The sequence below is a fragment of the Colwellia sp. MB02u-9 genome (genome assembly GCF_014077085.1).
Taxonomy (GTDB): Bacteria; Pseudomonadota; Gammaproteobacteria; order Enterobacterales; family Alteromonadaceae; genus Cognaticolwellia.
This window is the reverse complement of record NZ_JACGVF010000098.1, coordinates 1-23,655: the sequence shown is the minus strand read 5'-3', so window position 1 is coordinate 23,655 and position 23,655 is coordinate 1. Positions and strand designations below refer to the sequence as shown.

Sequence of the window (23,655 nt, the reverse complement as noted above, 5' to 3'; positions counted from 1 at the left end):
TTGATGCGAAGCCGAATTGTAGTACTTATTTCCGGCGGCGGTACAAACTTACAAGCGATTATTGATTCTTGTAAGCAAGACAACTATGGTGGCGAAATCGTCGCCGTAGTGTCTAACAAAGCTGACGCCTATGGTTTAACGCGAGCACAAGATGCTAACATAGCAACCTCTGTGCTTTCACACAAAGACTTTGATAGCCGAGAAAGTTACGATAGTGCCTTGGTCGCCGAAATTAACAATTATCAGCCTGATTTAATTGTGTTAGCCGGTTTTATGCGTATTTTAACCGCTAAATTTGTGCAAAAATTTCAAGGTCGCTTGATCAATATCCACCCTTCTCTATTACCTAAATATCAAGGTTTACATACCCATCAACGCGCCATTGACGCCGGTGATATTGAACACGGTGTTAGTGTACATTTTGTAACTGAAGAACTTGATGGTGGTCCGGTAATTTTACAAGCAAAAGTCCCTGTTTTTCCAGAAGACAACGCCGATGAACTTGCTCAGCGTGTACATCAACAAGAACATCGTATTTATCCTATGGTGGTTAATTGGTGTTGTACTAAGCGCGTAACTATGGCAGAAGAATATGCATTATTTGATGGTGTAATTTTACCTATTTCGGGGTATGCTAGCGAAGAATAGTATTTAATTTAGAGAGTTTACCATGTTGAAATCATTACCTTATATTCCTTTACTTTTGTCTAGTCTCACCTTTAACGTCATGGCAGCAGACAAAGAAAATAGTGTAGTGATCCCTGCATTTAACGCTCAATATACTATTTTGCGAAACAACAAAGCTGTTGGTGAAGCCACACGTAAGTTAAGCTATTTAAATAATGGCTTAGCGAAATACAGTTATCAGACAGAAATTGAATGGTTAATTTTCTCAGATAGTCGTGCAGAAACCTCTATTGTTAAGCTTGAAGGCTATAAAGTAACGCCAACAAGTTATGAATACAAACGTGAAGGTACTGGCTCTGACAAATATTATAAATGGCGTTATGACATAGCAAATAATAGCGCTATTGATGAGAAAAAACAGCAAACAAAAAGTATAGACTTCCCTGAGAACATTCAAGACTCGCTCAGTTACCATCTGCAGCTTCGTCTCAATATGATCACTAATCCCGAACAAGAGCATTTTGTTTACCCTGTGATTAAAACGTCAGGTTCAATCAAAAATTACGTTTATCAATACGACGGTGAAGAAGAGCTAATGTTACCTTATGGCTTGGTAAAAACCATTAGACTTAAACGTGAAGTTGTAGAGAAAAAGCGTATCACCTACGCTTGGTTTGCACCCGAGTTAGATTACCTGTTAGTTAAACTTTATCAAATTAAAGCGGATGTTGAGCAATTTGAAGTACAATTAAAGTCAGTGACCAACACCGATGTAGCAACCGCTTCAAGCAAATAATTAAACCTCAGTAAACTTTTAATAATTTTCCTATCAGTTATCGTAAAGTGGTTAAAGTAAAAAGTGTAAAAAGTAACTGAATTAAACATGGTTAAAGTAAAAAGTGACTCAGTTATAAGTCACTTTGTTTAACCACTTTTAAGCTTTCATTAGTCTTGTTTACTTTCAAAAATTAGCTGGCCTTTACAAAATAGTAAACCTTCGCCTACTTGCATTTTTTGCCATGTTTCATCGTCAGTTAATGGTTGAGTCGCGATAACAGTAACAATATCATTTTCGGTAGTTTCTTGATCAAAATTCACCACCATTTCTGCATCAATCAAACTCGCTTTACCAAAAGGCGCACGTCGAGTTAGCCAATGTAAATTATTGGTACAATACACCAATAAAAAATCACCATCGGTTAACAATAAATTGAATACACCCAACTTATTGATTTGCTTACATAGCCCAATGATATAATGAAATAATACTTCAGCATTAGGCTGATCGCCGTCAAACTCTTCTAAAAGTTGATCTAATATCCAACAAAAAGCCTGTTCGCTATCGGTTTCTCCAATAGGTAAATGATACTTTGTCGCTAACGTAGATTTAAAATCAGCTAATTGGCCATTGTGCGCGTAAGTCCAATTTTTACCCCACATAGGGCGAACAAATGGGTGGGTATTAACCAAAGATACATTGCCAGAGTTTGCCTGTCGTATATGACAGATCACTGTTTCACTTTTGATCGGGTAATCAGTCACCAACTGAGCAATAGGTGAATGTGCACTCGGTAGCGGGTCTTTAAAGCTGCGACACCCCTTGCCTTCATAAAAAGTAATACCCCAGCCATCTTTATGTGGCCCAGTATTACCGCCTCGCTGCATTAAACCACTAAAACTAAAACAAATATCCGTAGGTACATTGGCACTCATGGCCATTAATTCACACATAAAATAAAACCAATAAAAACAAAAATTGATGAAACTAACACCAGAAAAGTACCGTGTTAACCGTTGAGGTATAATTAAGAAAAAATAAAAATAATCTATTATGTAAACTCAAATTAATCGAGCTTATTTGTCCATTTTACTTTGTTATAGGCAGTAATTAATACTGTTTTAATTCTTTACAGCAAATAATCCTAGTAAAGGGCGTTAGTAATGATAAATAATTTGAAATTATCTAGCAGACGAATTAAGCTTAAACTATTACGCTGGTCTGACCTTAAGCTCTGGTCTGACTATAAACTTTGGCCTGACTTTACCAACGTTGGCCAAAATATCAACATTAAGGGAAATATGTGGACTACTTAACTTGGATACTCATTGCTATAGCATTATGCGGGTTTATGGCTTATTCACGCGCCTCACTCTCAACATTTACCATAGCATTTACCTTACTGATGATCGTCGGAACTTTTTTCCACGTGATCGCTTTCTTCGGTTGGCTAATTTTTGTCATTATTGCCCTGCCATTAAATATTGCTGATGTGCGAAAGCAGTATATTTCTAGTCCATTGCTCGCTATTTTTCGAGGCATTATGCCCGAAATGTCAAAAACTGAGCAAGAAGCTATTGACGCCGGCACTACCTGGTTTGAAGCGGAACTATTTCGCGGCACGCCCGACTGGAAAAAACTTCATAACTACCCTAAACCAAGATTAAGCGCAGAAGAACAAGCGTTTTTAGATGGTCCAGTAGAAGAAGTTTGTCGTATGACTGATGATTGGCAAACAACCCATGAACTTGCCGATTTAACACCCGAAGTATGGCAATACCTTAAAGATAATAAATTTTTCGCGATGATCATTAAAAAGCAATACGGTGGCCTAGAATTTTGCGCCTATGCTCAATCTTGTGTCTTACAAAAGCTTTCCAGTGTCAGTACCGTTTTATCATCTACCGTTGGCGTACCTAATTCACTCGGTCCGGGTGAATTATTGCAACATTATGGCACCCAAGAGCAACAAGATTATTATTTACCGCGACTAGTTAAAGGTGATGAAATTCCTTGTTTTGCCTTAACGAGCCCAGAAGCGGGTTCTGATGCGGGTGCGATTCCTGATTTCGGTATTGTATGTCGTGGTGAGTTCGAGGGTAAAGAAGTACTTGGCATGCGTTTAACATGGGATAAACGATACATCACCTTAGCCCCTGTTGCTACGGTATTAGGTTTAGCATTTAAATTACAAGACCCCGACCACCTGTTAGGTGAAGAAGAAAACTTAGGCATTACCTGTGCATTAATACCAACAGATATCGAAGGTGTTATTACCGGTCGTCGTCATTTTCCACTCAACGTGCCGTTTCAAAATGGTCCAACCCAAGGTAATGACGTTTTTGTGCCATTAAGTTTCATCATAGGCGGTCCTGAAATGGCAGGACAAGGCTGGCGTATGCTGGTTGAATGTTTATCTGTGGGCCGCGCTATTACCTTGCCTTCAAATAGTACCGGCGGTATCAAGTCGCTAGCATTAGCAACGGGCGCTTACAGTCGTATTCGTCGCCAATTTAAAATAGCTATCGGTAAAATGGAAGGTGTCGAAGAACCATTAGCACGCATAGGTGGTAATGCCTACTTAATGGATGCGGTAACCACTATGTCGACAGGCGCAATTGATATGGGCGAAAAACCCAGTGTGGTGTCTGCGATTGTTAAATATCACCTGACCGAAAAAATGCGCACATGTGTCGCTGATGCTATGGATATTCATGGTGGTAAGGGTATTTGTATGGGCCCTAGTAATTATCTTGCCCGTGCCTACCAAGGTGCCCCTGTTGCTATTACTGTTGAGGGTGCAAATATACTGACTCGCAGTATGATTATTTATGGTCAAGGTGCTATTCGCTGCCATCCTTATGTGTTGGCTGAATTATCGGCGGCAAATAATGAAGATAAAACACAAGCACTGAATGATTTTGATCATGCCTTATTTGGTCATATTGGCTTTGCGATTAGTAATATTTGCCGCAGTGTGTGGTTTTCTTTTACCGGCAGTTATGCCCTTAGCGCACCTTTTAACGATGAAACTAGACGTTATTACCAACTAATGACCCGTTTTAGCTCAAACTTAGCCATGCTATCTGACATTGCTATGTTAACGTTAGGCGGAGATTTAAAACGTAAAGAGCGTATTTCAGCACGACTGGGTGATATTTTAAGCTATTTATACTTAGCGTCTGCCACCCTTAAACGTTACAACGATGAAGGCCGCCAAAGCGCTGACTTACCCCTAGTACAATGGGCCTTAGAAGACAGTCTATACAATATTCAACAGGCGATTGACGCACTCATTAACAACTTCCCTAATCGGATAGTGGCGAAAGTATTGCGACTGATCATTTTACCGCTCGGCTGTTGGTTGAAAAAACCGTCAGATATAACCGATCATAAAGTGGCGGCCTTACTGCAGTACCCGAATGAAACGCGTACACGCTTAGGAAAAGGTCAATATCTTACGCGTGAACCCGGCAATATTTTAGGGCAATTAGAACAAACGCTTGAAGATATTATTGCTTGTGAACCTATTTTCGAGAAAATTTGTCGTGAACTTGGTCAGCGCCTGCCATTTTATCAACTCGATCTTGTTGCTGCAAAAGGCTTAGCGGCGAATATTATCACTGAAAAAGAAGCCGCATTACTCACCGCGACAGAAATTTCGCGCAAAGCGACCATTGATGTCGATGACTTTGATTCTGACTACTTAAAAGCGGGTTAGTTTTTAAGTAAAAATCATGGTTATAAAGCCCCTTACTGCCAACAGCAATAAGGGGCTTTTTTTTGTTCAACAATTGATTAAGTTAATGTCAGCCTACATCAGTGCTAAATTTCAACCATCAATTTCAACCAATAGTACAAGGAGAATATTGGCCATTATTATTGCCATAAAGCGCTAATAAAAATGCCACTAACGCTTTGTGCTGTTTGAAAAACCAGTTAAATTAACTGATTAAGTTTAAGCGCTAAATAGCGAAGCTTGTCTGAATTAGCTTGTCTGAATTAACTAGGTAACAAAACATCAACACATTAATTACCCAGTAAGAGTATGCCAGAAATTTTTTGCTACTATTTATACTAGCTTCCTGCCTATGATTTATTCTAGTATTGATAATCTAGTATTGGTAATATTAGCCATTGAAAATAGCCATACAGGCACAAGCCTTTATTAACAACTTCCCCTTGAGCTTGTGCCATAAAATGACTTTTAATTTTAACCGTGACACAGCACTATAAATTTTACATTTAGCATTCGATATTTAAACAAAGTATAAAAGGTTAACAAAATGAAATATGTTCGATTAGGCAGTAGCTCATTAGAGGTGTCACCTGCTTGTTTAGGCAGTATGACCTGGGGATTACAAAACAATCAAAGCGATGCTAATACCCAACTCGATTATGCTCAATCACAAGGTATCAACTTTGTTGATACGGCTGAAATGTACGCTGTACCACCTAGTGCAGAAACTTATGGCAAAACTGAGGAAATAATTGGTCATTGGCTTGGTGCTAATCCATCACGTCGTAAAAACATTGTGTTAGCATCAAAAATTGCGGGTCCCGGATTCTCCTACATTCGTGATGGCAGTAATATATCAGGTGCCAGTGTTATTACCGCTGTTGAAGCATCATTAAAACGCTTACAAACCGATTATATCGATCTTTACCAGTTACACTGGCCTAACCGTCAGTCTCCTCACTTTGGTCGGCACTGGCCAAATGGCATTAACTATCCACAGGTTAATGTTGAACAACAAAATGAAGAAATGTTAGACATATTACAAGGCTTAGATAGTTGCGTTAAAGCGGGTAAAATTCGTTATTGCGGACTATCAGATGATACACCTTGGGGCATTAACCAGTACTTACGTTTAAGTGCTGAACATAACTTGCCGCGTATGGTATCAATACAAAATGAATTTAGTTTGTTACATACAAAAGATTGGCCGTATTTAATTGAAAATTGTGTCAATGAAGATATCGCCTATTTACCTTGGTCGCCACTGGCAACAGGGTTACTGACCGGTAAATACCTCAATGGCCAACGCCCAGCAGGTAGTCGCTTTACCTTTATGCAACGCAATGGTCTTTTTAGAGATACAGCAAATACTTCAGCCGCAGTGCAGGCCTACGTCGACATTGCCAAAAAACATCATATTTCGCCAGCCCATTTGGCTTTAGCTTGGTGTAAGCAAGTACATGGTGTAACTTCAACCATTATTGGCGCAACCAATATGCAACAATTGACAGAAAATATTGCGGCTTTTAAGCAGCCACTGACCCCTGATGTACTGGAAGATATTAAGCAGGTATTGCAACGGTTTCCATCACCGTTTTAGCCAGAGATATGTTTAGCTATGCCTGTCCTTTAGCATTGCTAAACATATGCATAGTAAAAAAGAGTAATCTTTAGCTGCTGGATTAATTTTCACAGCAGCTTTTTCTATTTTTCAACCGCAGACTTCAGCCATATCATATAGAAAAACCATACAAACCTCTGAAGTGCATAGCTAGACACACTAAAAAATAAAAAATTTACAACAAAACTGACCTTTGCTGACAGAATAAAAAAAGGCCATATTTCTAATGAAATATGGCCTTTTTATTTTATTATCTAGGTTAAGTTTTACATAAAAATCTAGACAAAAACATCAGCAAAAATATTGCTAAAACTCATTGCTTACAAGAAAGATAATAACTCTTCATCTAACTGCATTAAGGTTTTAGGATCAGCCATCATAGTTACCGCTAATGACTTAGTACGTGGTAATAAGCGTTCAAAGTAAAATTCAGCTGTTTTAATTTTTGCACGATAAAAATCTCTGTTTTCAACATCAGTCGCTAATTTTTCATAGGCAGCTTGCGCCATTTGCGCCCAAAAATAAGCCATAACGATGTAACCTGAGTACATTAAAAAGTCTACTGAAGCAGAACCAATAACGTCACGATCTTTTTTAGCTTTAAGGCCTAGGCGAATAGTATATTGTTGCCATTTCGCTACCGATGTACTTAACGGCCAGATAAACTTGTTCATTTGACGCTTATGTGGATTGCTCGATATCATACTGTGATCTTTACAGAAAATAAGTATCTCTTTAGCAAAAGTATTTAACGATTTACCACGAGTCATTAGCACTTTACGGCCTAATAAATCTAGCGCTTGAATGCCGGTTGTGCCTTCGTAAAGCGTTGATATACGGGTATCACGAACAATTTGCTCCATGCCCCATTCTTTAATGAAACCATGACCACCAAAAATTTGTAGACCATGATTAGCACTTTCCTGTCCAAGCTCAGTTAAAAAGGCTTTTAAAATGGGCGTGATAAAACCTAAACGATTATCGGCTTTTTTACGGTCTTCTTCAGTTTTAGCATTATCTATATCATCAACAATTTTTGCGGTGTAATAGATCATCGCACGACCGCCTTCACTAATCGCTTTTTGGGTCATTAGCATTTTGCGTACGTCAGGATGACAAATAATAGGATCAGCGACTTTATCGGCATGTTTTGTACCGGTTAATGAACGCATAGACAAACGCTCTTTCGCGTAAATCAATGAATTCTGATAAGCCAATTCAGCGGCACAAACACCTTGTAGTGCCGTGCCAACACGTGCGGTATTCATAAAGGTGAACATACATTCTAAGCCTTTATTTTCAGGACCAATTAACACCCCTTTGGCATTATCAAAATTAAGTACTGCTGTTGATGAGCCTTTAATACCCATTTTATGTTCTATGGAACCACAAGAAACATTGTTGAACTCACCAATAACGCCTTGCTCATCAGTTTGCATTTTAGGCACAATAAAGAGTGAAATACCCTTAGTACCTGCGGGCGCACCCGGTACTCTTGCTAATACAATATGAATAATATTATCGGTTAAGTCATGTTCACCGGCTGAGATAAAAATCTTAGTGCCGGTAAGGTTATAGGTACCATCACCATTTGGCTCAGCTTTGGTTTTAACTTGGCCTAAATCTGTACCACATTGCGGTTCAGTTAAACACATAGTGCCGGTCCACGACCCTTCAATAAGGCGTGTAAGGTAAAGTGCTTTTTGCTCATCAGTACCATGAGTATCAATAGTATTCATCGCACCATGACTCAAGCCCGGATACATGGCCCAAGACCAGTTAGCTGTACCCATCAATTCAGACATTACCATGCCTAGTGATGACGGTAAGCCCTGGCCACCGTGCTCAACAGCATGTGACAAACTAGGCCAACCACCTTCAACAAATTTCTGATAAGCTTCTTTAAAGCCTTTAGGGGTTGTGACAACACCATTATCAAAAGTACAACCTTCTTCATCACCGCTTTGGTTAATAGGTAGCAGTTCATTTTCACTAAATTTTGCACACTCTTCTAAGATAGCATCTACCAAATCAGGCGTTGCTTCTTCAAATTCAGGATACTTTTTGTAATGATCGTAATACTTGAATACATCTTCAAACAAAAATTTGATGTCTGCTATCGGTGCTTTATAACTTAGCATGCTTAACTCCTAACACTTTTAATAATAATTTTTTGCATTACTGCACAAGTGATATCGAGTATACACAGATCCAATCACTGGTCCAACCACTATTTTATTTTTTACTAAAATAAACAGCTTGATTACAATATAAACCCTTTAAAACATATGGTTATGGGTGAGTTATACATTGTGTAACATATGATTTCAGACAATAAATAAGTAATAATTAAAGTAATAGTGAGTAAAAAGCTTATTACGAACAAAAAATTAAATGAATTTTCTAATCTTCAATAAGCCAATCAAGGTAACATTGCATAAACAGTTGCCAGAATTGCTGACCACCCGAAATTTCAATCAATTGCTGCTGTAGCCGCTGTAATATGACTTCATCAATAACACTACTGGGGTCTGGAAAAAATTGTGCCTGGGTTTGTTGACCATGATCAAACAGCAACTGCATACAAGCGATATAACTCACTAAACTCGTTGCTACTAGCTCTACTTCCCAACCTGCTTCAGCTAAAAAACCAGTATAAACGGGTAATTCTGCTTGATTGGTGTCAACAAAATACGGATCACCTAACTCGGTATCTCGGGCAAAAACCTGCCATGAGGTTTGCCAACAGCCTTTTTCTTCGCCAGATAAGTCTTCACTGGTTGCCGATTGACCTAATTCACTCATGCCAAAGCCAAGCTGTGCCTCATTTAATTCGTTTTGAGTTGCTACCTGCTTAAATCCTTGTGGGCCAAAAAAAACTTCTTGGTTAGCTGAGGTATTTAAAATACTCATCAGTTTTTTATCTGTCATATTTACCTAATACATTTATAAAATTTTGAGAACGTGAAAACTCATACCAATTTCATTAATTAGCTGGTCTACTTTATGCGCAGTAAAAATGGCCAAATATAAGGCATTTATTTTAATAACTAGTGGTTCTAATTATTAAATAAATAACGCAGTAATTGGTTATTTTAACCAGTAAAAATGATCAGATAATTAATGAGATTGGTATTGTACGCTACTCAAAGCAAGCGTATATCAAATTAATTAACCTTTAAGCCATAAAACACCAAAGATGTATTGCTCAAATATTGTAATTAACGCCGTTTGTAGTATATCTATTGGTTTTAGCGCCACTGTCGACAATAAGTCATATAATCTAGGATACGACTAACCGTAAGCCTCAAGACAATTGAGTCAGTAAAAAAGTTTCAAGCTTAACTAAAGAGTAGAACTTATACCGCCAACTTGACGGGCTAAAGCTAAACTTACCCGTTCGGAGGTGCGAACTGCACCGGTATAATGAAAGGTATAACAACAAACATGGTAACTTTTATTACCAGATATTTTTATGGTGTTAAATTAATAAGATGTGAATTAATAAGAAATATTGTACGCCATCCCCTTACATTTTGTATAAATATGGCAGCTAGCCGTATTCCTATTGACTAAGCAAGAATCAAACACTAAAGCATTACCACCCAATTTTTGCGTTTTAATCTCTAACGATGAAATTAATGTATTTTGGTCAATATTATGATCCCTAAAGTCTAGTTGGCAATAGTCAGACTCAACGAAGCCAACCTGCGCTGCGCCTAGTTTCCAGACTTCATTGTAGGTATATCTTTTAACCGCATCTTTACGCATATGATTTTCTATTTGATTGACCAGGTAAGTATCTGCATTAGAATTTACTCGCACTGAAGAACAACCCGCAATCGCTAAAAAAGTAATAATAAAAGTCAGTTTCATGTTATTTCCCTGTTTCATGTCATTTCCCTATTAAACTTAATAACCTTATTAATGGCGCTATTAATAACTAAAATTGATTAGCTAATTGAGCGCCTAATTGAACACCTAATTGAGCGTCTAATTGATAAAACAGCCTAACTGCCATCAAAATAAACGCGACAGAAACACAATATAAAGTGCGTTGAACTTACCCGTTAAAATGCTACAAAGTTAACGGGCCATTATGGGTAGCCTGCTCCTGCTCTTAAATTTTGACATTATATGGTAGTTTTAAGCTCTTTATTGAGGACTATGTCGTTTTTTAGCATTAAAACAATTAAGTACACTAAGTTCAGAGGCGGAGTAATACACAAGGCTACACCTATTATTGTTGCTATCTTAGGGTTCGAGGTTTTATGTTTACCTAAGTAATAACTTAAACCACCTACGATAAACATTGAGTAAAATATTAATTCACCCACAAATGTTATATTAATATTCAAGAGATTTTTCCTTTTACTAAGACCTATTCAAAAGGCTTTATAACTAAGTAAAATGTAGATGAGTAAAAATAACTCACCGCATATTGTCAAAGCAGAACATAGTGTTAACTAGTTCGCTTTCAAAATGTAAGTCTGAGCTTATTATAAAAGCACAATAATTCAAAACATTAACTAAAGTATAGGTACGGAAAATCGACAAGGTGCTAGTTTTCAAAGCCCTTTACAGTAATATATTAAAGTAAAAAAACTGATTTTATATTTTCATAAGCTAACTATAAAGCTAAATTACTTTTTCAAATTCACTCATCTAATTAAAGCTAAAATCTCTTTAAACTCATCAGCACGACAATCTTTAACAAGTTCATATAAGCACATTTCTAAGCCTGAAATATCTATACCTCTGTTATCGAGTTTATTTATTGCTAAGTGTTTATTGGCTAGAGTGCGTGAAGACACACAGTCACTAACAAGTTGCACTTTGTAGCCCAACTGTTGCAAGTGTAGCGCTGTTTGATAAACACAAATATGGGCTTCAATACCACAAATAAGCCAGTTATCAATATTAGCTGCTTTAACTTGCTCGATAAACAAAGGCGTTTCACAAGCATCAAAAGTAAACTTAAGCGTTGGCGTTTGCTCGGCTAATAAAGCGCTAAGTTCAGCAACTGTCGCACCAAGTTTCACTGGATTTTGTTCGAGCCAAATAATGGGTAAACCAAGTGCCTGAGCACCTTTAATCAGCTTGCCACAATTAGCAACTACCACCTCACTATCATAAACCATGCGGGCAAGTTTACCCTGAACATCAGTAACAATAAGCCCTGTACTCTCTTTTTTTAACATACGTCCACCTTAAACTGAAACCTTATCGCACTAAAAATTTGAAAAAAATAAAATGCTTAACAACTGTTAACCATAATACTCGTGTTAGTAATATCGAATTAAAAGTAACATTTGGCAAGATAAAATAGGTGTAGCGTTAACCGCTAACCCATTCATAAAATTATAAACAACACCATTTAAAAGTAACAAAAGGAGTCTGAAAATTCATCTTTTTAGATAAAATATCCAACGCAAGGCCTGATAAAGTTGACGCTAGTTTTTCAGCTTACTGCAATCATAACGAGGAAAGAAGGAAGGAAGGCCAAAAGCGATGTTTTGTCCTTTTAAAAGCGTCAATTTAGCGTGAAAGGTTAACTGTTCTGATATTAATAAATACTACAGCTTCTCATTTCTTTCATCTATACATTCATATGAGCCCATCTCAAATTCACGACAAACCCATGGTCTGTTTTCATAGATTGAACACATTAATGTATCTCGATTAAGGGCTGAACATTTACCATCATCTAAGCGCCGCATTGATTCATGCCCATACGCATCAACATATATATGGTGATGTGGCACACCAGTATCTGAAATAATTCTAACTTCTAAACTACAACAACATGCCTGACAGTTTGAACATAAGATTTCAGGCACCGGCAAATTTTTTACTTTAATATTCATAAACAACAATAATAAGCTCAACAGCCCACAGGATACGCTATAGTGATAGGGTTCTCGAGCTAATAATACCAAGGCTAAAATAATAGCGAATAAAATAGTTAGCTAAAATGCCGCGCTGAGTGAGAACAACCCCTTATACTTTTATGTTTGAGGGCTTAAGCAATTTTAAAATACACAATATTCACCACTAAAACAGGTAAAACATACGCCAAAAATTGAATCCCGGCTTGTTGGTGTTTACTGACTCATTTGTCTACTGCTTTACTGAAAACCTCTCGTGATAGCGATAAAGCGCTAGGGGAAATAAATAGAAAATATTCAACATGTTGGCAACCTTTACTTTAAAACTCATCGCTATTAAGCCTGTTGAATTTAACCATAAGTGAAATGATTTTTATTAACAGCAGGTCTTTAATTATATCTACATAACTATTTATTGATTCACCACATCGATGCGAGATTTTTATTATGAAAAAAACATTAGGATTAGTTTTATCAATATCGGTGCTTTTTTATGCATCATTCGCCAACGCAGATAAAGCCATTTTAGCGGGTGGTTGTTTCTGGTGTATGGAATCTGATTTTGAAAAATTACCCGGCGTTACAGATGTTGTCTCAGGCTTTACGGGCGGTAAGATAAAAAATCCAACTTATCAAGGTGACCATCGAGGCCATTATGAAGCAGTAGAAATAACCTACGATCCAGACAAAGTGAGCTACCAAAATATATTAGATCATTATTGGGTGAATATTGACCCTTTTGATGCAAGAGGTCAATTTTGTGATAAAGGGCCAAGCTACCTAAGCGCCATTTTTGTTGCTAACGAGCAAGAAAGAACATTAGCTGAACAATCAAAAAAAGCAGTTATAGCAGCGTTTCCTAATCAAGCCGTAGTTACACCTATATTAACCACTAGTACTTTTTATCCTATTAAAGGTAATGAAAGCTACCATCAAGATTTTTATAAAAATAGCCCAATACGATATAACGCTTATCGTTGGGGCTGTGGTCGAGATCAACGTTTAAAAGAGATTTGGGGTGATAGAGCAACGCATGATTAATAAAGATGATCTTGCTGATTGTAAAGTAACACATGCTACCAAAAGCATTAGCTACGGCACTTCGAAGGCTAGGATTAGGCTTAGCCTCAACAAACATGACTAACATTTACCAGTTAATATTAGTCATGTTTAACGGCACAAACTACACAATTTCCGTTCAAAAAATTGAAGAGCCGCTTTTAACAAATCAGTTGGCAAGAACAGAGCAATATTCGCTAACTAAGCTTCTTTGCGTTTGGTTTTTATTACGCTATACATGTATACAACGATGATGCTATTTATTAAAAGCAATGAAAAACTAAGAAGGCTATAAGTTACAACAAATTTGTAAAGCTCAAAAGGCAAATAAATCGCACCACTAATTAAAGCCAGCCATTCAGTCCACTTAAGGCCATGCCATAAACCATATGCTTCAACAAATCGAATGATTGAGTACAAAAGTGCCCCAAAAGCAACAAGAACAAGATTAGAATTATTCAACTCACCAATAGTACTTATAAATATACTGGGATAATGACTCGCAGGATTAAGATGTAAGTGAGTCAATATTCTCTCGAATAATTGTGGAATATTCTCCCCAGTAAACTCATGAAGACCAAGTCCAATGCCTAGTGCTAACAAGCCTTTAAATGCTTCAAAGATTGCAATCGGCTTTAACCCTTTTTGATTCATATACTTTAAATTCCAGTTCTAAATGCGCCAAAAAAAGTAAATAACTATGAGGCCTAATCCCCTGATAATAGTCTAAATAATGCTTGATTAAAATTGTCTAGCGAAACCTAGTTAACTGTTACGCATTCTTGTATGTTTTCTCGTTAATAGTTTTACCAACCAAGCATTTCAGGATCTGTTTCGTTACGAAATTTATCTGATAATTTAGCAAGTAAAATTTCATCAACAAGCCCTTCCCTGCGAATTAACATAAGTTGTATCTGTGCTTTTGACCTACTATGCCCATCAAAAAGTATCGCCATCTGCTTATCTCTATTTTGAAGTAATTTATATAATAAAAGGTACCGGTTATGAACATTATTTTTTTGATCTAAAATTACGTCTTGTGATTCTCCCAGCACCATATATAACTAAAGTGCAATATTTTTCAATTGCCTTATCCTTAAGCTCAGTGAACACTTTCCAATCTGATTCTTTCATAGTCACTTCCTATTTCCAAGTCAACCAAATGAACGATACCTTACTAAACATCAATAAAATAGTTGGTTAAAATGTTGAATTAAATAAAAACAGCCAACTCATTATTATTTTCATAACATCCTCGGTTTAATATTGTATTTGCCTGTTGCCCCACTAAGGAGCTAAAAATTTCTTGCTAATATATTGAAGCACAAAAATCACAAACTGTTATTTGTCGTTCTTGACTAGCTTGTATGGCAAACACTTGGGTCGCCAAGTACGTTAAAGGTTTTGAAGTGGAATGAGTAAATTTAAAAAACGATCGCCACTTAATTGCTCACCATGAATTTAAGCGGTTGAATCGAAATAAATAAACGTCTGTAAAAAGGATCTTGGTCTCAGCGCCACTCTCAGTTATATTATGGCTACATTTACGATTATTTAACGACTTTTTATGAATATTCGCTCTAAACTAACGTTGAGTTTTGCCGCTACGGTTATTTTGCCTATTATTGCTATTGCGATTGTCAGCATATCAATGACGATCTCTAAGTCTTCAACTAGCTTTGTAGAACGCACTCAGGATGAGTTAAGACAAGTAGACAACGGCTTTCAACTCTTCTTTCAACAAATCAAAGCTAACGTGAAATTTTTAGCTCAAAATAAATTGACAGCCCAACTTCCTGAGAATACTCATACTTATATTGACTCTGATCATATGATGGAGCCAAAAAATGACTCTGTCGAAGAATTAGATTTATATAAACTATATGAAGATTTTGGTTCATCACACCCTGATTTACTTTACGTATACACAGGCACCAAAGAAGGTGGCTTTGTTCAATATCCATTAGAAGTGCTTGGAGGTTATGATCCAAGACAACGTCCTTGGTATAAACAGGCACTAGCCTCTCCCAACGCTCCAATTATTACTGAAGCATATCAAGATGTCATAGGAAAACCTGTAGTAACTTCTGCGTTAGTAGTCAAAAATAAGCAAGGTGATATTATAGGCGTACAAGGTCTAGATGTTACCCTTTCAACATTAACGGATATATTAAGTAATACAAAACTAGGTGAAAGCGGCTATCTCATTCTTATTGATGAGTCAGGAACCGTATTAGCTGATGCCAAAACACCAGAGAATAACTTCAAAAATATTAAAGATCTTTCATCATCATTATTTTCTATATTACAAAAAAGTCCAAATAAAGATCATTTTTCTACCGAGCATTTAGGGGAAGATGTTGATGTTGCCAGTTATTATTCAAAAGAATTAAAGTGGCGTTTTGTTGGCGTCATCCATAGTGATGAAATTTTAGCGCCTGCATTTAGTATGAGCCAAACCATTACCGTGATTGCCTTGATCATGGTGACATTATTTATTGCCATGGGATTTTGGTTAGCCAATCGTATTGTTCAACCCATTAACCGTGTGGCTGAAGGTTTACGTGATATTGCACAAGGTGATGGAAATTTAACTAAGCGACTAGAGATTATTGGTCAAGATGAAGTCAGTGAATTGGCTCAATGGTTTAATCAATTCTTAGACTCGATTCATCAGCTTGTTGTTGATATTAAAACCTGTGCATCAACATTAAATGTGGCGTCTAATGAATCGGGTATACAAATCGCTGATGTAAAAGCAGTAAGCCATAAACAAGAAAAATCAATAGATAATGTGAATAACCTTATCGCAACAATGACAGACATCGCACATCAAACCTCAAACGACTGCCAAGAAAGTTCAACGACTATTATGAAAACTGAAGAATACTCAAAAAAGGGAATTTCGTTAATTTCTGTCACGGTAAGTGAAGTGAGTTCGTTAAATAAATCGTTAAGTGAATCATCTCAATCGATGAAGTCACTTGAACTGGAAAGTGAGAATATTACTAAAATATTAGATGTTATCAGAAGCATTGCAGAACAAACTAATCTGTTAGCACTTAATGCGGCTATTGAAGCGGCAAGAGCTGGTGAGCAAGGGCGAGGTTTTGCTGTGGTCGCAGATGAAGTAAGAACATTAGCGCAACGCTCGCGAGGCGCTACCGAAGAAATTGATGCTGTATTGATGAACTTGCTAGATAAAACACGTGTTGTTTCTCAACAGATGGCCGTGAATGTCGAACAATCGAAGCAAACTATCGAAAAAATTGAACAAGCGAATCAATCATTTAACGAAATCAGTTCTTTGGTTGGACAAATGAAGGAAAATATCTCACGTATTACTCAAGCCGCAGATCAACAGCGCAGTTCATCGGACTTGATCAATGACGATATTAGTGGCATTAATCAATCGGCAAAAGGTATTGTTAATACTGCTGATACATTGGCCGATGGATCGAATGACTTACTTATTTTATCCAAAGATTTAACAAATTTAGTTGGCCGCTTTAAAGTCAATAATTAACACCTGATATTAGTATTAAATAACGAACCCGTATATATTAACTATGAATACGACCCTGTAACAAATTTTGTTACAGGGTCTAGCCAACGGTTATTTACCCTACTTGAAAGGCTTATAATTGCTCCGCACTATGAAGTTGCATAGTAAAAATATAAGTAATACCCCCCATATACCAACAATACCTGAACCACTAAACCCTGCAGCTATTACCAAAGGTTTTACAATAAACAAGTGTGCTAAAAATACAGGAACAATTAACCATGCAACCATTTTATAGTTTGGAGATAGTTTGATTTTTTTATCACACTTTGGACATGTTTTAGGATTACCAAATTTATTTAGTGCTTTAGAGAAAAAGTGTAATTTATAACTACAGTGAGGGCATTTCATATACTATCCTTAGTAATCTAACGTTAACAGCAGGCGCGCGCTTTTCGCATCGCTTGGCTCACCTGGTTAGGCATTTTTGTACTTTATTTAGTAGTACTACGAATACACCCTAACAGCTTCGTTGACCTGCCACCGGGCACACGAACGAACTCAAATGCCAGGGCGTACTTGGTTAGACACTGATATTAAAAGTGGTTTTTAAGAGCCATGATAAGACACCACTAAAGAGAGAAAAATGTAATTGCCCTTTTGTTCGCGTTGATTCCCATGCTTTAAATTGATCATCTTTCATTTGATTTAACTTCCATGTTTGAATGACACCAGCGCCCCAATAAGAGGCAAATAATTATTGGCTAAATAAGCGACGAAGGAGCAAAAACCAACTTTTTTTGTCCTTTTAAACAACTTATATTTTAATTATCAGCAGGTTCCTGAGTTGATTGCTTTTTACTCAACAAGCTAATCAACTGGACTTGAGATTCAGCTATGGACTTCTGAGATCCTGCAATATCTGTAATACGGTTTAGTAATTTGACAGCAAAGACGATAATTCCAACTACAATTGCGAGTTGAAAAATAATGGCTAAAAAAGCTACTCCTGCGAACATATACGATCCTTATATAGTGAATGAAACCTAACGCCTACTTAAGCGGAAAAATATAGTTGACTAAAATGTTAAACGGAGTGAAAACAGCCAACTGGATTTTTCCGTTTGAAGTTCTTGTTAGTAGTGTTTTAACCCACCGAACTTTCTTTTTTGGCAGCACGATTTTTAATTATACCTAAAGATAAGAATACTATAGATGAAATTAAAAACACTCCAGAACCAAAAAAATCTTGTTCAATAACATTATAAATTAAACCTAAAAACATAATAAAAGATGCACTTAGATAATATTTAGATTTAGATGATGACTTACTTTCCATTAATACTTCCCTGAAATTGATAACCGATATTTGTTGATGCAACTAATGGCCAAATAATGACCAAATAATGACCAAATAACAGTTGGTTAAAATAAGTGACGCTGGAGCAAAAACCAACTGTTTTTTGTCCTTGTTGAATTGCTTATAGTTCGACCAAGCCACTTAATTTCATAAAGTAACTTACTATTAGATTAAGTGGAACATGCTTCTGTTGGTTACGAATATTGAATGGCAAACATCCAATGTTTCTAACAAGACGTTCGAACCAACAGAGCAACTCGATTTCAAAACGCATACTCAGGGATTGCCTACCACGACTATCTATAAGACCTGCGAGAAACGAGATTTAAGCACATTCCACCGTTAACTTTACGCGCAGGAGCTGCAAAATGAAAGGTTATAACGCTGATAATTTCGCTGCCTTAATCGGCATTGATTGGGCAGATAAAAAACATGATGTCTGTGAGCATCCCAGTCACACAGAAAAATACCACTATTCCATTATTAAGAGCACCCCAGAAGCATTACACGACTGGGCAATGAGCCTTAAAAAACGCTACCCCAACCAGAAAGTTGCGGTGGCCTGTGAACTCACAAAAGGCCCCCTCATTTATGCACTCACTAAATACAATCATCTGGTCTTATTTACGATCAACCCCTCAGCTGTCGCTAATTTCCGTAAAGCCTTCACGCCAAGTGGTGCTAAGGATGATCCCACTGATGCATTTTTACAAGTTGAAATACTCACCCTACATATGGATAAATTATCCATCATCGAACCTGAATCAGCGGCTATACGCTCTCTGGCACAGCTGGTTGAATATCGACGAAGCTTGATACAAGACAGTGTAGATTTATCGAATAAATTAACCGCTACCTTAAAGAATTACTATCCGCAAGTACTTGAATGGTTTAAAGAAAAAACACTTATATCTTCTGTGATTTCATCAGTAAATGGCCTTCACTTGCTAAAGTTAAAAAGGCAAAAAAACAAACGCTCTTAGACTTTTTTAATGGCCATAATTCACATTACGTCCATGTTAATGATGCCCGTATATTAAGTATTAAAAATGCTATGCCGTTAACAGAAGACACAGGCGTGATAGAGCCAAATCAACTCTTAGTCGAAGTGCTCATCACGCAATTCAAAGTGTTACTCAAGGGAATTGAATCGTTAGATAAAGTGATAAAACGGGCTTACAAAGCGCAACCAGATAAAGTTATTTTCGATAGTCTTCCTGGTGCAGGGCCAAAACTTGCACCGCGCTTATTAGTGGCATTTGGTAGCAATAGAGAACGTTACCATGATGCCTCAGAACTACAAAAATATGCAGGTATTGCGCCTGTGATTGAACGTAGTGGTAAGAAAATGTGGACACATTGGCGGTATAGTTGACCCACCTTTTTAAGGCAAACTTTTGTTGAATGGGCAGGATTTTCTATTCGTTATTCGTTTTGGGCAAAGGCTTATTATGAACAACAAAAAAGCAAAGGAAAGCCACATAATAGCATCATAAGATCACTGGCTTTCAAATGGATTAGGATCATATTTAGGTGCTGGAAAACGAATAGGCCTTACGATGAATCTAAATATTTAGCGGCATTGAAACGAAGAGGTTCGCCACTGTTAAAATTTGCAATAAATAGCTAAATTTTACTAGTTGTCCACCTCAGGGCGTGTTGTTAGGTTGATTAGCGTGCTGAGAAACGGCTTGGAAAACTGCACCATTAATTTCCCATAAAAGGTATATGTAAAAGCATAAGCCGAAAATAGGAAATATAACCCATGCAGACCAATCAGGAAGAGATAAAGCTACTTCAAATTCTGCCACTAAAAAGGAACAAGCAAAAGTTAATGCTATAACAAAGTAAAATCGCAAACTGATCCATTTGTTATGAAGCTTCACAGCCTCAGAAACAAATTCATTTTTCTGCTTTTTATTTAACCCCTCTAACTCAGGGTAATCACCAGTTTTATAATACATCGAACCTGAAACCTAACGCCACGTTAAGCGGCAAAAAATTGTTGGCTAAAATTGTGAACGGAGTGAAACAGCCAACTGTTTTTTGTCCGTTTGAACGCCTTGTTAGCCGTATTTAGCTCTGTAGAAGAAATCTACGAAGATCTCGCTCTTGACGCATGACATGTAATATATAAACTTTGTCGCTATCCACTTTATAGAAAATACGACAAGGATTAACATTAACTTCACGGTAATTTAAGTTAATTAATTCAAGTGGTCTTTTACCTGATTCAGGATGGTCTTCTAACCTAGATATTTTGTCAAATATTTTGTGAGTCAATTTCTTAGCCGCATCAATATTACTTAAAGCAATATACTCAGCAATATCATTTAAATCATCAAGAGCTGGAGATGTCCAAATTATTTCAGCCATTTGCTCATTTTCTCTTTTGCTTCTTGATTCGAGAATGTATTACCGCTTTTAATTGCTTGCTCACCGCGTGCAACACCCTCAAGAATTGCCATTCGTTGCTGCATAAATTCATAATCGTCAACATCAACTAAATATGCCGATGGTTGCCCATGCTCAGTAATTAACACAGGTTCTTTGGATATGTGAAGGTCAGCTAAAATTTTTGTAGCTTGACGCTTAAGTGTCGTAACAAGTTCAACTCTCATGATAAATCCTATTTAGAACTCAAATAATGTATCACTATAGTATCACAAAAGTTCGAGGTTACAACTATACGGCTAACGCCTCGTTAAGAGGCAAATAATATGTTGGCTAAAATCAGCGACGCAGGAGCAAAAGCCAACTGTTATTTGTCCTGCTTTAACGACTTGTTATGTATCTTTGCGCCGATGAAAGAATAATGAACCTAACATAACCAGAGCAATTAAAAATAGTGTGTAAGCTGTTTCTTTGTCGGAAGATACAACATCATCCAATGAATAAATTTTAGTTCCATCGAGGCGAAACTCATAAGCCATTGCAAAATCATTTTCATTAGGCAAAACAGAAACGATTACGGAACGACCGATTAAATCCTGTTTTTTATCATCACAATCAGTTCTCAGAGAAAATTCTTCTAATACTTTGTAGGAAGAAATACTGCCATTGCTTTTTAACACAACAGTTGGAGCGCCGTCTTTACTACCTGAATTACAACTAATGGACTCAATAACTCCAATTTTTTGAATTAGCTCAGTTCCGGATACTTCATCCTGATTTAATTTCAAGATACCTAACCCGATAAAAAGCATTAAAAGTAAAACCCAAGCACCGTACTTCAATATTTCACCCTAGATACATAACGCCACGTTAAGCGGCAAAAAATTGTTGGCTATAATGTGAACGGAGTGAAACAGCCAACTGTTTTTTGTCCGTTTGAACGCCTTGTTATAAGCCAACTCTAATTACCCAAAGAACTCGGACAAATTCAATCGCAACTAACGCATAAAGTACAAGCAGTGGTACTTTCAGCCATAGATTTGAAATGACTGTATCAAGTTTTTTCCACGCATGTACTACATTTAAAGAGAATAAACCAATGCCTGCGATTAGAGATATTGTCCCTATGAAATATTGATACGTATTATGATCCGCTGCATAATTATCTCGCAAGATAATTACTGATATGGCTATAACAACTGATGAAAGAACAAAATTTCTGATGTTATCGAATATACTTTTTACTAGATTATCAGTTAATTGCATACTACTCCCTGAAGCATTGGCTTATAACGCCGCAATAAGCGGAAAATTACTGTTGGCTAAAATGTTTGAGGCACGAAAAACAGCCAACTGTAAATGTTCCGTTTGATTGCCTTGTTATATGCCGATTAACACTAAAAGTAAGACTCTACTAAAGGTTTACCAAAGAAAACCACCATAGTTAAACCTGCAACTGAAAGAAGCATGCTAAAAAAAAGTACTAACGCAGATCCTCTCAGAATCATATTGAATTTCCACCATCCAATATTCTCTATATCAATTTTTTTAATTTCCTTGATATAAGTTTGAAACAATAAGAATCCAGCAAAGAAAATCAGAACCCCTAAAATGGTAAATTTGAAGATAATATCCATATTAGTGACACAATTCCTTTAGGCATATAACGCCCAATTAACGGGCAAAAAATTGTTGGCTAAAATTAGCGACGAAGGAGCAAAAGCCAACTGTTTTTTGTCCCTGTTTAATTTCTTGTTAGGTGTACTTTAACTCTTACTCTTTTTACAACCTGCATGCTTAGCACCAAATTCTTTGAGCCTTTTATACGCTAGGTTCATACCTATTAGTAACGATATTGGTATTGCTATTGATACACCTTTAATAATTTTATAAATAGTAACTTGGTCTAATACATCAGATGTAAAACCACGAAGAAATACAACAAAACACATAAATAGAAATGCGAAGAATGAGTAATAAAAGACTTTTCTTCTAAACCATTTACTTTTTGCCAGTTTAATCATAAATTCCATTTTATATATTTCACCTGAACTCTTGGTACACCTAACGCCCCATTAAGAGGCAAATAATAGTTGGCTAAAATAAGCGACGAAGGAGCAAATAGCCAACTGTTATTTGTCCTGCTTGAACGGCTTGTTATAAGCCTGTTTGTACAATGCTTTGACTTTTAAAGCGGGTTTAGACTTATATAAAAGATAAGTAGATATAAACATACTTGGAACAAACAAAAATAAAATAGCACCAGCAAAAGCATTTTTAGCTTCTGGTGAAATGGCCGCAACACACAAAGAGCCACTTACTAAAAGAGTTGAAATAATAATTCTTTTTAAAAATCCTCGAACACTTTTGAAAATACTATAACTTTGATAGAAAAAGAAAATACCAATTAAAGCGGCAACTGTAAAAACAAAAAGCTTCTCGAAGTTGTTATGAAGAAACAAATAGACAGCTATTCCCGGATACATAAATAGTATTGAAAGAGTAAAAGTTAATTTGTAATCTAGAAATTTAGAATGCACCGAAATCCTTTAAGGCTTATAACGCCGCAATAAGCGGCTAAGTAATAGTTGGCTAAAATGTGTAGCGAAGCGAAACGTAGCCAACTATTGCGTGTCCGTTTGATTGCCTTGTTAGTTGCTAGTAGTTAAAACCACCAATATTAC

At 36.7% G+C, this 23,655-nt stretch carries 25 protein-coding genes and 1 pseudogene; 7 read left to right on the top strand and 19 right to left on the bottom strand.

What is annotated here, in order from left to right:
• On the top strand, window positions 1–648 hold the full coding sequence (purN, locus tag H4J65_RS14200) for a phosphoribosylglycinamide formyltransferase (protein ID WP_220465162.1): 648 nt from the start codon (window positions 1–3) through the stop codon (window positions 646–648).
• A 22-nt stretch (window positions 649–670) separates the two neighbouring features.
• Window positions 671–1,423, top strand: a complete 753-nt coding sequence (locus tag H4J65_RS14195; protein WP_182198615.1) for a DUF3108 domain-containing protein — start codon at window positions 671–673, stop codon at window positions 1,421–1,423.
• 149 nt (window positions 1,424–1,572) lie between these two features.
• Here H4J65_RS14195 and H4J65_RS14190 read toward each other — a convergent pair whose 3' ends face one another.
• On the bottom strand, window positions 1,573–2,358 hold the full coding sequence (locus tag H4J65_RS14190) for a class II glutamine amidotransferase (RefSeq protein WP_182198614.1): 786 nt from the start codon (window positions 2,356–2,358) through the stop codon (window positions 1,573–1,575).
• 350 nt (window positions 2,359–2,708) lie between these two features.
• On the opposite strand from H4J65_RS14190, the gene fadE reads away from it, so the two are divergent.
• Together fadE and H4J65_RS14180 are read left to right on the top strand one after the other, a co-directional pair.
• A complete protein-coding gene (gene fadE / locus H4J65_RS14185; protein WP_182136873.1) occupies window positions 2,709–5,126 on the top strand; it encodes an acyl-CoA dehydrogenase FadE in 2,418 nt (805 codons plus the stop codon).
• 565 nt (window positions 5,127–5,691) lie between these two features.
• A complete protein-coding gene (locus H4J65_RS14180; protein ID WP_182198613.1) occupies window positions 5,692–6,744 on the top strand; it encodes an aldo/keto reductase in 1,053 nt (350 codons plus the stop codon).
• Window positions 6,745–7,085: 341 nt separating this feature from the next.
• Here H4J65_RS14180 and H4J65_RS14175 read toward each other — a convergent pair whose 3' ends face one another.
• The 6 genes from H4J65_RS14175 to H4J65_RS14150 form a co-directional block, all read right to left on the bottom strand.
• Window positions 7,086–8,906, bottom strand: coding sequence for an acyl-CoA dehydrogenase C-terminal domain-containing protein (locus H4J65_RS14175; RefSeq protein ID WP_182185504.1), 1,821 nt, complete (start codon window positions 8,904–8,906; stop codon window positions 7,086–7,088).
• A 262-nt stretch (window positions 8,907–9,168) separates the two neighbouring features.
• Window positions 9,169–9,696, bottom strand: coding sequence for a hypothetical protein (locus tag H4J65_RS14170; protein ID WP_182136876.1), 528 nt, complete (start codon window positions 9,694–9,696; stop codon window positions 9,169–9,171).
• A 570-nt stretch (window positions 9,697–10,266) separates the two neighbouring features.
• On the bottom strand, window positions 10,267–10,641 hold the full coding sequence (locus H4J65_RS14165) for a hypothetical protein (RefSeq protein ID WP_182198612.1): 375 nt from the start codon (window positions 10,639–10,641) through the stop codon (window positions 10,267–10,269).
• 257 nt (window positions 10,642–10,898) lie between these two features.
• Window positions 10,899–11,123 (bottom strand): hypothetical protein, encoded by a 225-nt coding sequence (locus H4J65_RS14160; protein ID WP_182198611.1) that lies wholly within the window; start codon window positions 11,121–11,123, stop codon window positions 10,899–10,901.
• 303 nt (window positions 11,124–11,426) lie between these two features.
• Window positions 11,427–11,966: an isochorismatase family protein gene (locus H4J65_RS14155; RefSeq protein WP_182198610.1), complete on the bottom strand. Its 540-nt coding sequence runs from the start codon at window positions 11,964–11,966 to the stop codon at window positions 11,427–11,429.
• 375 nt (window positions 11,967–12,341) lie between these two features.
• Window positions 12,342–12,632: a YkgJ family cysteine cluster protein gene (locus H4J65_RS14150; RefSeq protein WP_182136880.1), complete on the bottom strand. Its 291-nt coding sequence runs from the start codon at window positions 12,630–12,632 to the stop codon at window positions 12,342–12,344.
• Window positions 12,633–13,100: 468 nt separating this feature from the next.
• Here H4J65_RS14150 and msrA point away from each other — a divergent pair, with 468 nt between their 5' ends.
• Window positions 13,101–13,694: a peptide-methionine (S)-S-oxide reductase MsrA gene (gene msrA, locus H4J65_RS14145; RefSeq protein WP_182198609.1), complete on the top strand. Its 594-nt coding sequence runs from the start codon at window positions 13,101–13,103 to the stop codon at window positions 13,692–13,694.
• 219 nt (window positions 13,695–13,913) lie between these two features.
• Here the strand turns inward: msrA and H4J65_RS14140 are convergent, their stop codons facing one another.
• From H4J65_RS14140 to H4J65_RS18075, 3 genes are all read right to left on the bottom strand, one after another.
• Window positions 13,914–14,366: a DUF2127 domain-containing protein gene (locus tag H4J65_RS14140; RefSeq protein WP_182198608.1), complete on the bottom strand. Its 453-nt coding sequence runs from the start codon at window positions 14,364–14,366 to the stop codon at window positions 13,914–13,916.
• A 152-nt stretch (window positions 14,367–14,518) separates the two neighbouring features.
• Window positions 14,519–14,668 carry a hypothetical protein gene (locus H4J65_RS14135; RefSeq protein ID WP_182198607.1) on the bottom strand — a complete coding sequence of 50 codons (150 nt, stop codon included), beginning with the start codon at window positions 14,666–14,668 and terminating at the stop codon, window positions 14,519–14,521.
• 55 nt (window positions 14,669–14,723) lie between these two features.
• Window positions 14,724–14,846 (bottom strand): hypothetical protein, encoded by a 123-nt coding sequence (locus tag H4J65_RS18075; protein WP_259363343.1) that lies wholly within the window; start codon window positions 14,844–14,846, stop codon window positions 14,724–14,726.
• A 433-nt stretch (window positions 14,847–15,279) separates the two neighbouring features.
• Between H4J65_RS18075 and H4J65_RS14130 the strand changes: the two genes are divergently transcribed.
• On the top strand, window positions 15,280–17,238 hold the full coding sequence (locus H4J65_RS14130) for a methyl-accepting chemotaxis protein (protein WP_182198606.1): 1,959 nt from the start codon (window positions 15,280–15,282) through the stop codon (window positions 17,236–17,238).
• A gap of 803 nt (window positions 17,239–18,041) precedes the next feature.
• Here the strand turns inward: H4J65_RS14130 and H4J65_RS14125 are convergent.
• Together H4J65_RS14125 and H4J65_RS14120 are read right to left on the bottom strand one after the other, a co-directional pair.
• Window positions 18,042–18,236 (bottom strand): hypothetical protein, encoded by a 195-nt coding sequence (locus H4J65_RS14125; protein ID WP_182136884.1) that lies wholly within the window; start codon window positions 18,234–18,236, stop codon window positions 18,042–18,044.
• A 128-nt stretch (window positions 18,237–18,364) separates the two neighbouring features.
• On the bottom strand, window positions 18,365–18,556 hold the full coding sequence (locus H4J65_RS14120) for a hypothetical protein (RefSeq protein ID WP_182136885.1): 192 nt from the start codon (window positions 18,554–18,556) through the stop codon (window positions 18,365–18,367).
• Between the two features lie 389 nt (window positions 18,557–18,945).
• On the opposite strand from H4J65_RS14120, the pseudogene H4J65_RS14115 reads away from it, so the two are divergent.
• A pseudogene (locus H4J65_RS14115) lies at window positions 18,946–20,207 on the top strand (IS110 family transposase).
• 19 nt (window positions 20,208–20,226) lie between these two features.
• On the opposite strand, the gene H4J65_RS14110 reads toward H4J65_RS14115, so the two are convergent.
• The 7 genes from H4J65_RS14110 to H4J65_RS14080 form a co-directional block, all read right to left on the bottom strand.
• Window positions 20,227–20,541, bottom strand: a complete 315-nt coding sequence (locus H4J65_RS14110; protein WP_182198605.1) for a hypothetical protein — start codon at window positions 20,539–20,541, stop codon at window positions 20,227–20,229.
• A gap of 112 nt (window positions 20,542–20,653) precedes the next feature.
• Entirely contained in the window at window positions 20,654–20,953 is a 300-nt protein-coding gene (locus tag H4J65_RS14105; RefSeq protein ID WP_182169421.1) for a type II toxin-antitoxin system RelE/ParE family toxin, read from the bottom strand.
• Window positions 20,941–21,198 (bottom strand): type II toxin-antitoxin system Phd/YefM family antitoxin, encoded by a 258-nt coding sequence (locus H4J65_RS14100; protein WP_182169419.1) that lies wholly within the window; start codon window positions 21,196–21,198, stop codon window positions 20,941–20,943. Before H4J65_RS14100 ends, H4J65_RS14105 begins: the two co-directional genes overlap by 13 nt.
• A 165-nt stretch (window positions 21,199–21,363) precedes the next feature.
• Window positions 21,364–21,813 (bottom strand): hypothetical protein, encoded by a 450-nt coding sequence (locus tag H4J65_RS14095; protein WP_182198604.1) that lies wholly within the window; start codon window positions 21,811–21,813, stop codon window positions 21,364–21,366.
• Between the two features lie 106 nt (window positions 21,814–21,919).
• Window positions 21,920–22,237, bottom strand: coding sequence for a hypothetical protein (locus H4J65_RS14090; protein ID WP_182136734.1), 318 nt, complete (start codon window positions 22,235–22,237; stop codon window positions 21,920–21,922).
• A gap of 131 nt (window positions 22,238–22,368) precedes the next feature.
• Window positions 22,369–22,608, bottom strand: coding sequence for a hypothetical protein (locus H4J65_RS14085; protein ID WP_182198603.1), 240 nt, complete (start codon window positions 22,606–22,608; stop codon window positions 22,369–22,371).
• A gap of 495 nt (window positions 22,609–23,103) precedes the next feature.
• Entirely contained in the window at window positions 23,104–23,511 is a 408-nt protein-coding gene (locus H4J65_RS14080; protein WP_182198602.1) for a hypothetical protein, read from the bottom strand.
• Window positions 23,512–23,655: the final 144 nt, after the last annotated feature.

Bases quoted from the DNA above. Each gene is read 5' to 3' on its own strand.
- H4J65_RS14140 (WP_182198608.1), bottom strand. From the start codon at position 14,366: ATGAATCAAAAAGGGTTAAAGCCGATTGCAATCTTTGAAGCATTTAAA.
- H4J65_RS14130 (WP_182198606.1), top strand. From the start codon at position 15,280: ATGAATATTCGCTCTAAACTAACGTTGAGTTTTGCCGCTACGGTTATT.
- H4J65_RS14105 (WP_182169421.1), bottom strand. From the start codon at position 20,953: ATGGCTGAAATAATTTGGACATCTCCAGCTCTTGATGATTTAAATGAT.
- H4J65_RS14170 (WP_182136876.1), bottom strand. From the start codon at position 9,696: ATGACAGATAAAAAACTGATGAGTATTTTAAATACCTCAGCTAACCAA.
- H4J65_RS14150 (WP_182136880.1), bottom strand. From the start codon at position 12,632: ATGAATATTAAAGTAAAAAATTTGCCGGTGCCTGAAATCTTATGTTCA.
- msrA (WP_182198609.1), top strand. From the start codon at position 13,101: ATGAAAAAAACATTAGGATTAGTTTTATCAATATCGGTGCTTTTTTAT.
- H4J65_RS14125 (WP_182136884.1), bottom strand. From the start codon at position 18,236: ATGTTCGCAGGAGTAGCTTTTTTAGCCATTATTTTTCAACTCGCAATT.
- H4J65_RS14175 (WP_182185504.1), bottom strand. From the start codon at position 8,906: ATGCTAAGTTATAAAGCACCGATAGCAGACATCAAATTTTTGTTTGAA.
- H4J65_RS14100 (WP_182169419.1), bottom strand. From the start codon at position 21,198: ATGAGAGTTGAACTTGTTACGACACTTAAGCGTCAAGCTACAAAAATT.
- H4J65_RS14120 (WP_182136885.1), bottom strand. From the start codon at position 18,556: ATGGAAAGTAAGTCATCATCTAAATCTAAATATTATCTAAGTGCATCT.
- H4J65_RS18075 (WP_259363343.1), bottom strand. From the start codon at position 14,846: ATGAAAGAATCAGATTGGAAAGTGTTCACTGAGCTTAAGGATAAGGCA.
- H4J65_RS14195 (WP_182198615.1), top strand. From the start codon at position 671: ATGTTGAAATCATTACCTTATATTCCTTTACTTTTGTCTAGTCTCACC.
- H4J65_RS14135 (WP_182198607.1), bottom strand. From the start codon at position 14,668: ATGGCGATACTTTTTGATGGGCATAGTAGGTCAAAAGCACAGATACAA.
- H4J65_RS14110 (WP_182198605.1), bottom strand. From the start codon at position 20,541: ATGTATTATAAAACTGGTGATTACCCTGAGTTAGAGGGGTTAAATAAA.
- H4J65_RS14190 (WP_182198614.1), bottom strand. From the start codon at position 2,358: ATGTGTGAATTAATGGCCATGAGTGCCAATGTACCTACGGATATTTGT.
- H4J65_RS14155 (WP_182198610.1), bottom strand. From the start codon at position 11,966: ATGTTAAAAAAAGAGAGTACAGGGCTTATTGTTACTGATGTTCAGGGT.
- H4J65_RS14085 (WP_182198603.1), bottom strand. From the start codon at position 22,608: ATGGATATTATCTTCAAATTTACCATTTTAGGGGTTCTGATTTTCTTT.
- H4J65_RS14180 (WP_182198613.1), top strand. From the start codon at position 5,692: ATGAAATATGTTCGATTAGGCAGTAGCTCATTAGAGGTGTCACCTGCT.
- H4J65_RS14165 (WP_182198612.1), bottom strand. From the start codon at position 10,641: ATGAAACTGACTTTTATTATTACTTTTTTAGCGATTGCGGGTTGTTCT.
- H4J65_RS14090 (WP_182136734.1), bottom strand. From the start codon at position 22,237: ATGCAATTAACTGATAATCTAGTAAAAAGTATATTCGATAACATCAGA.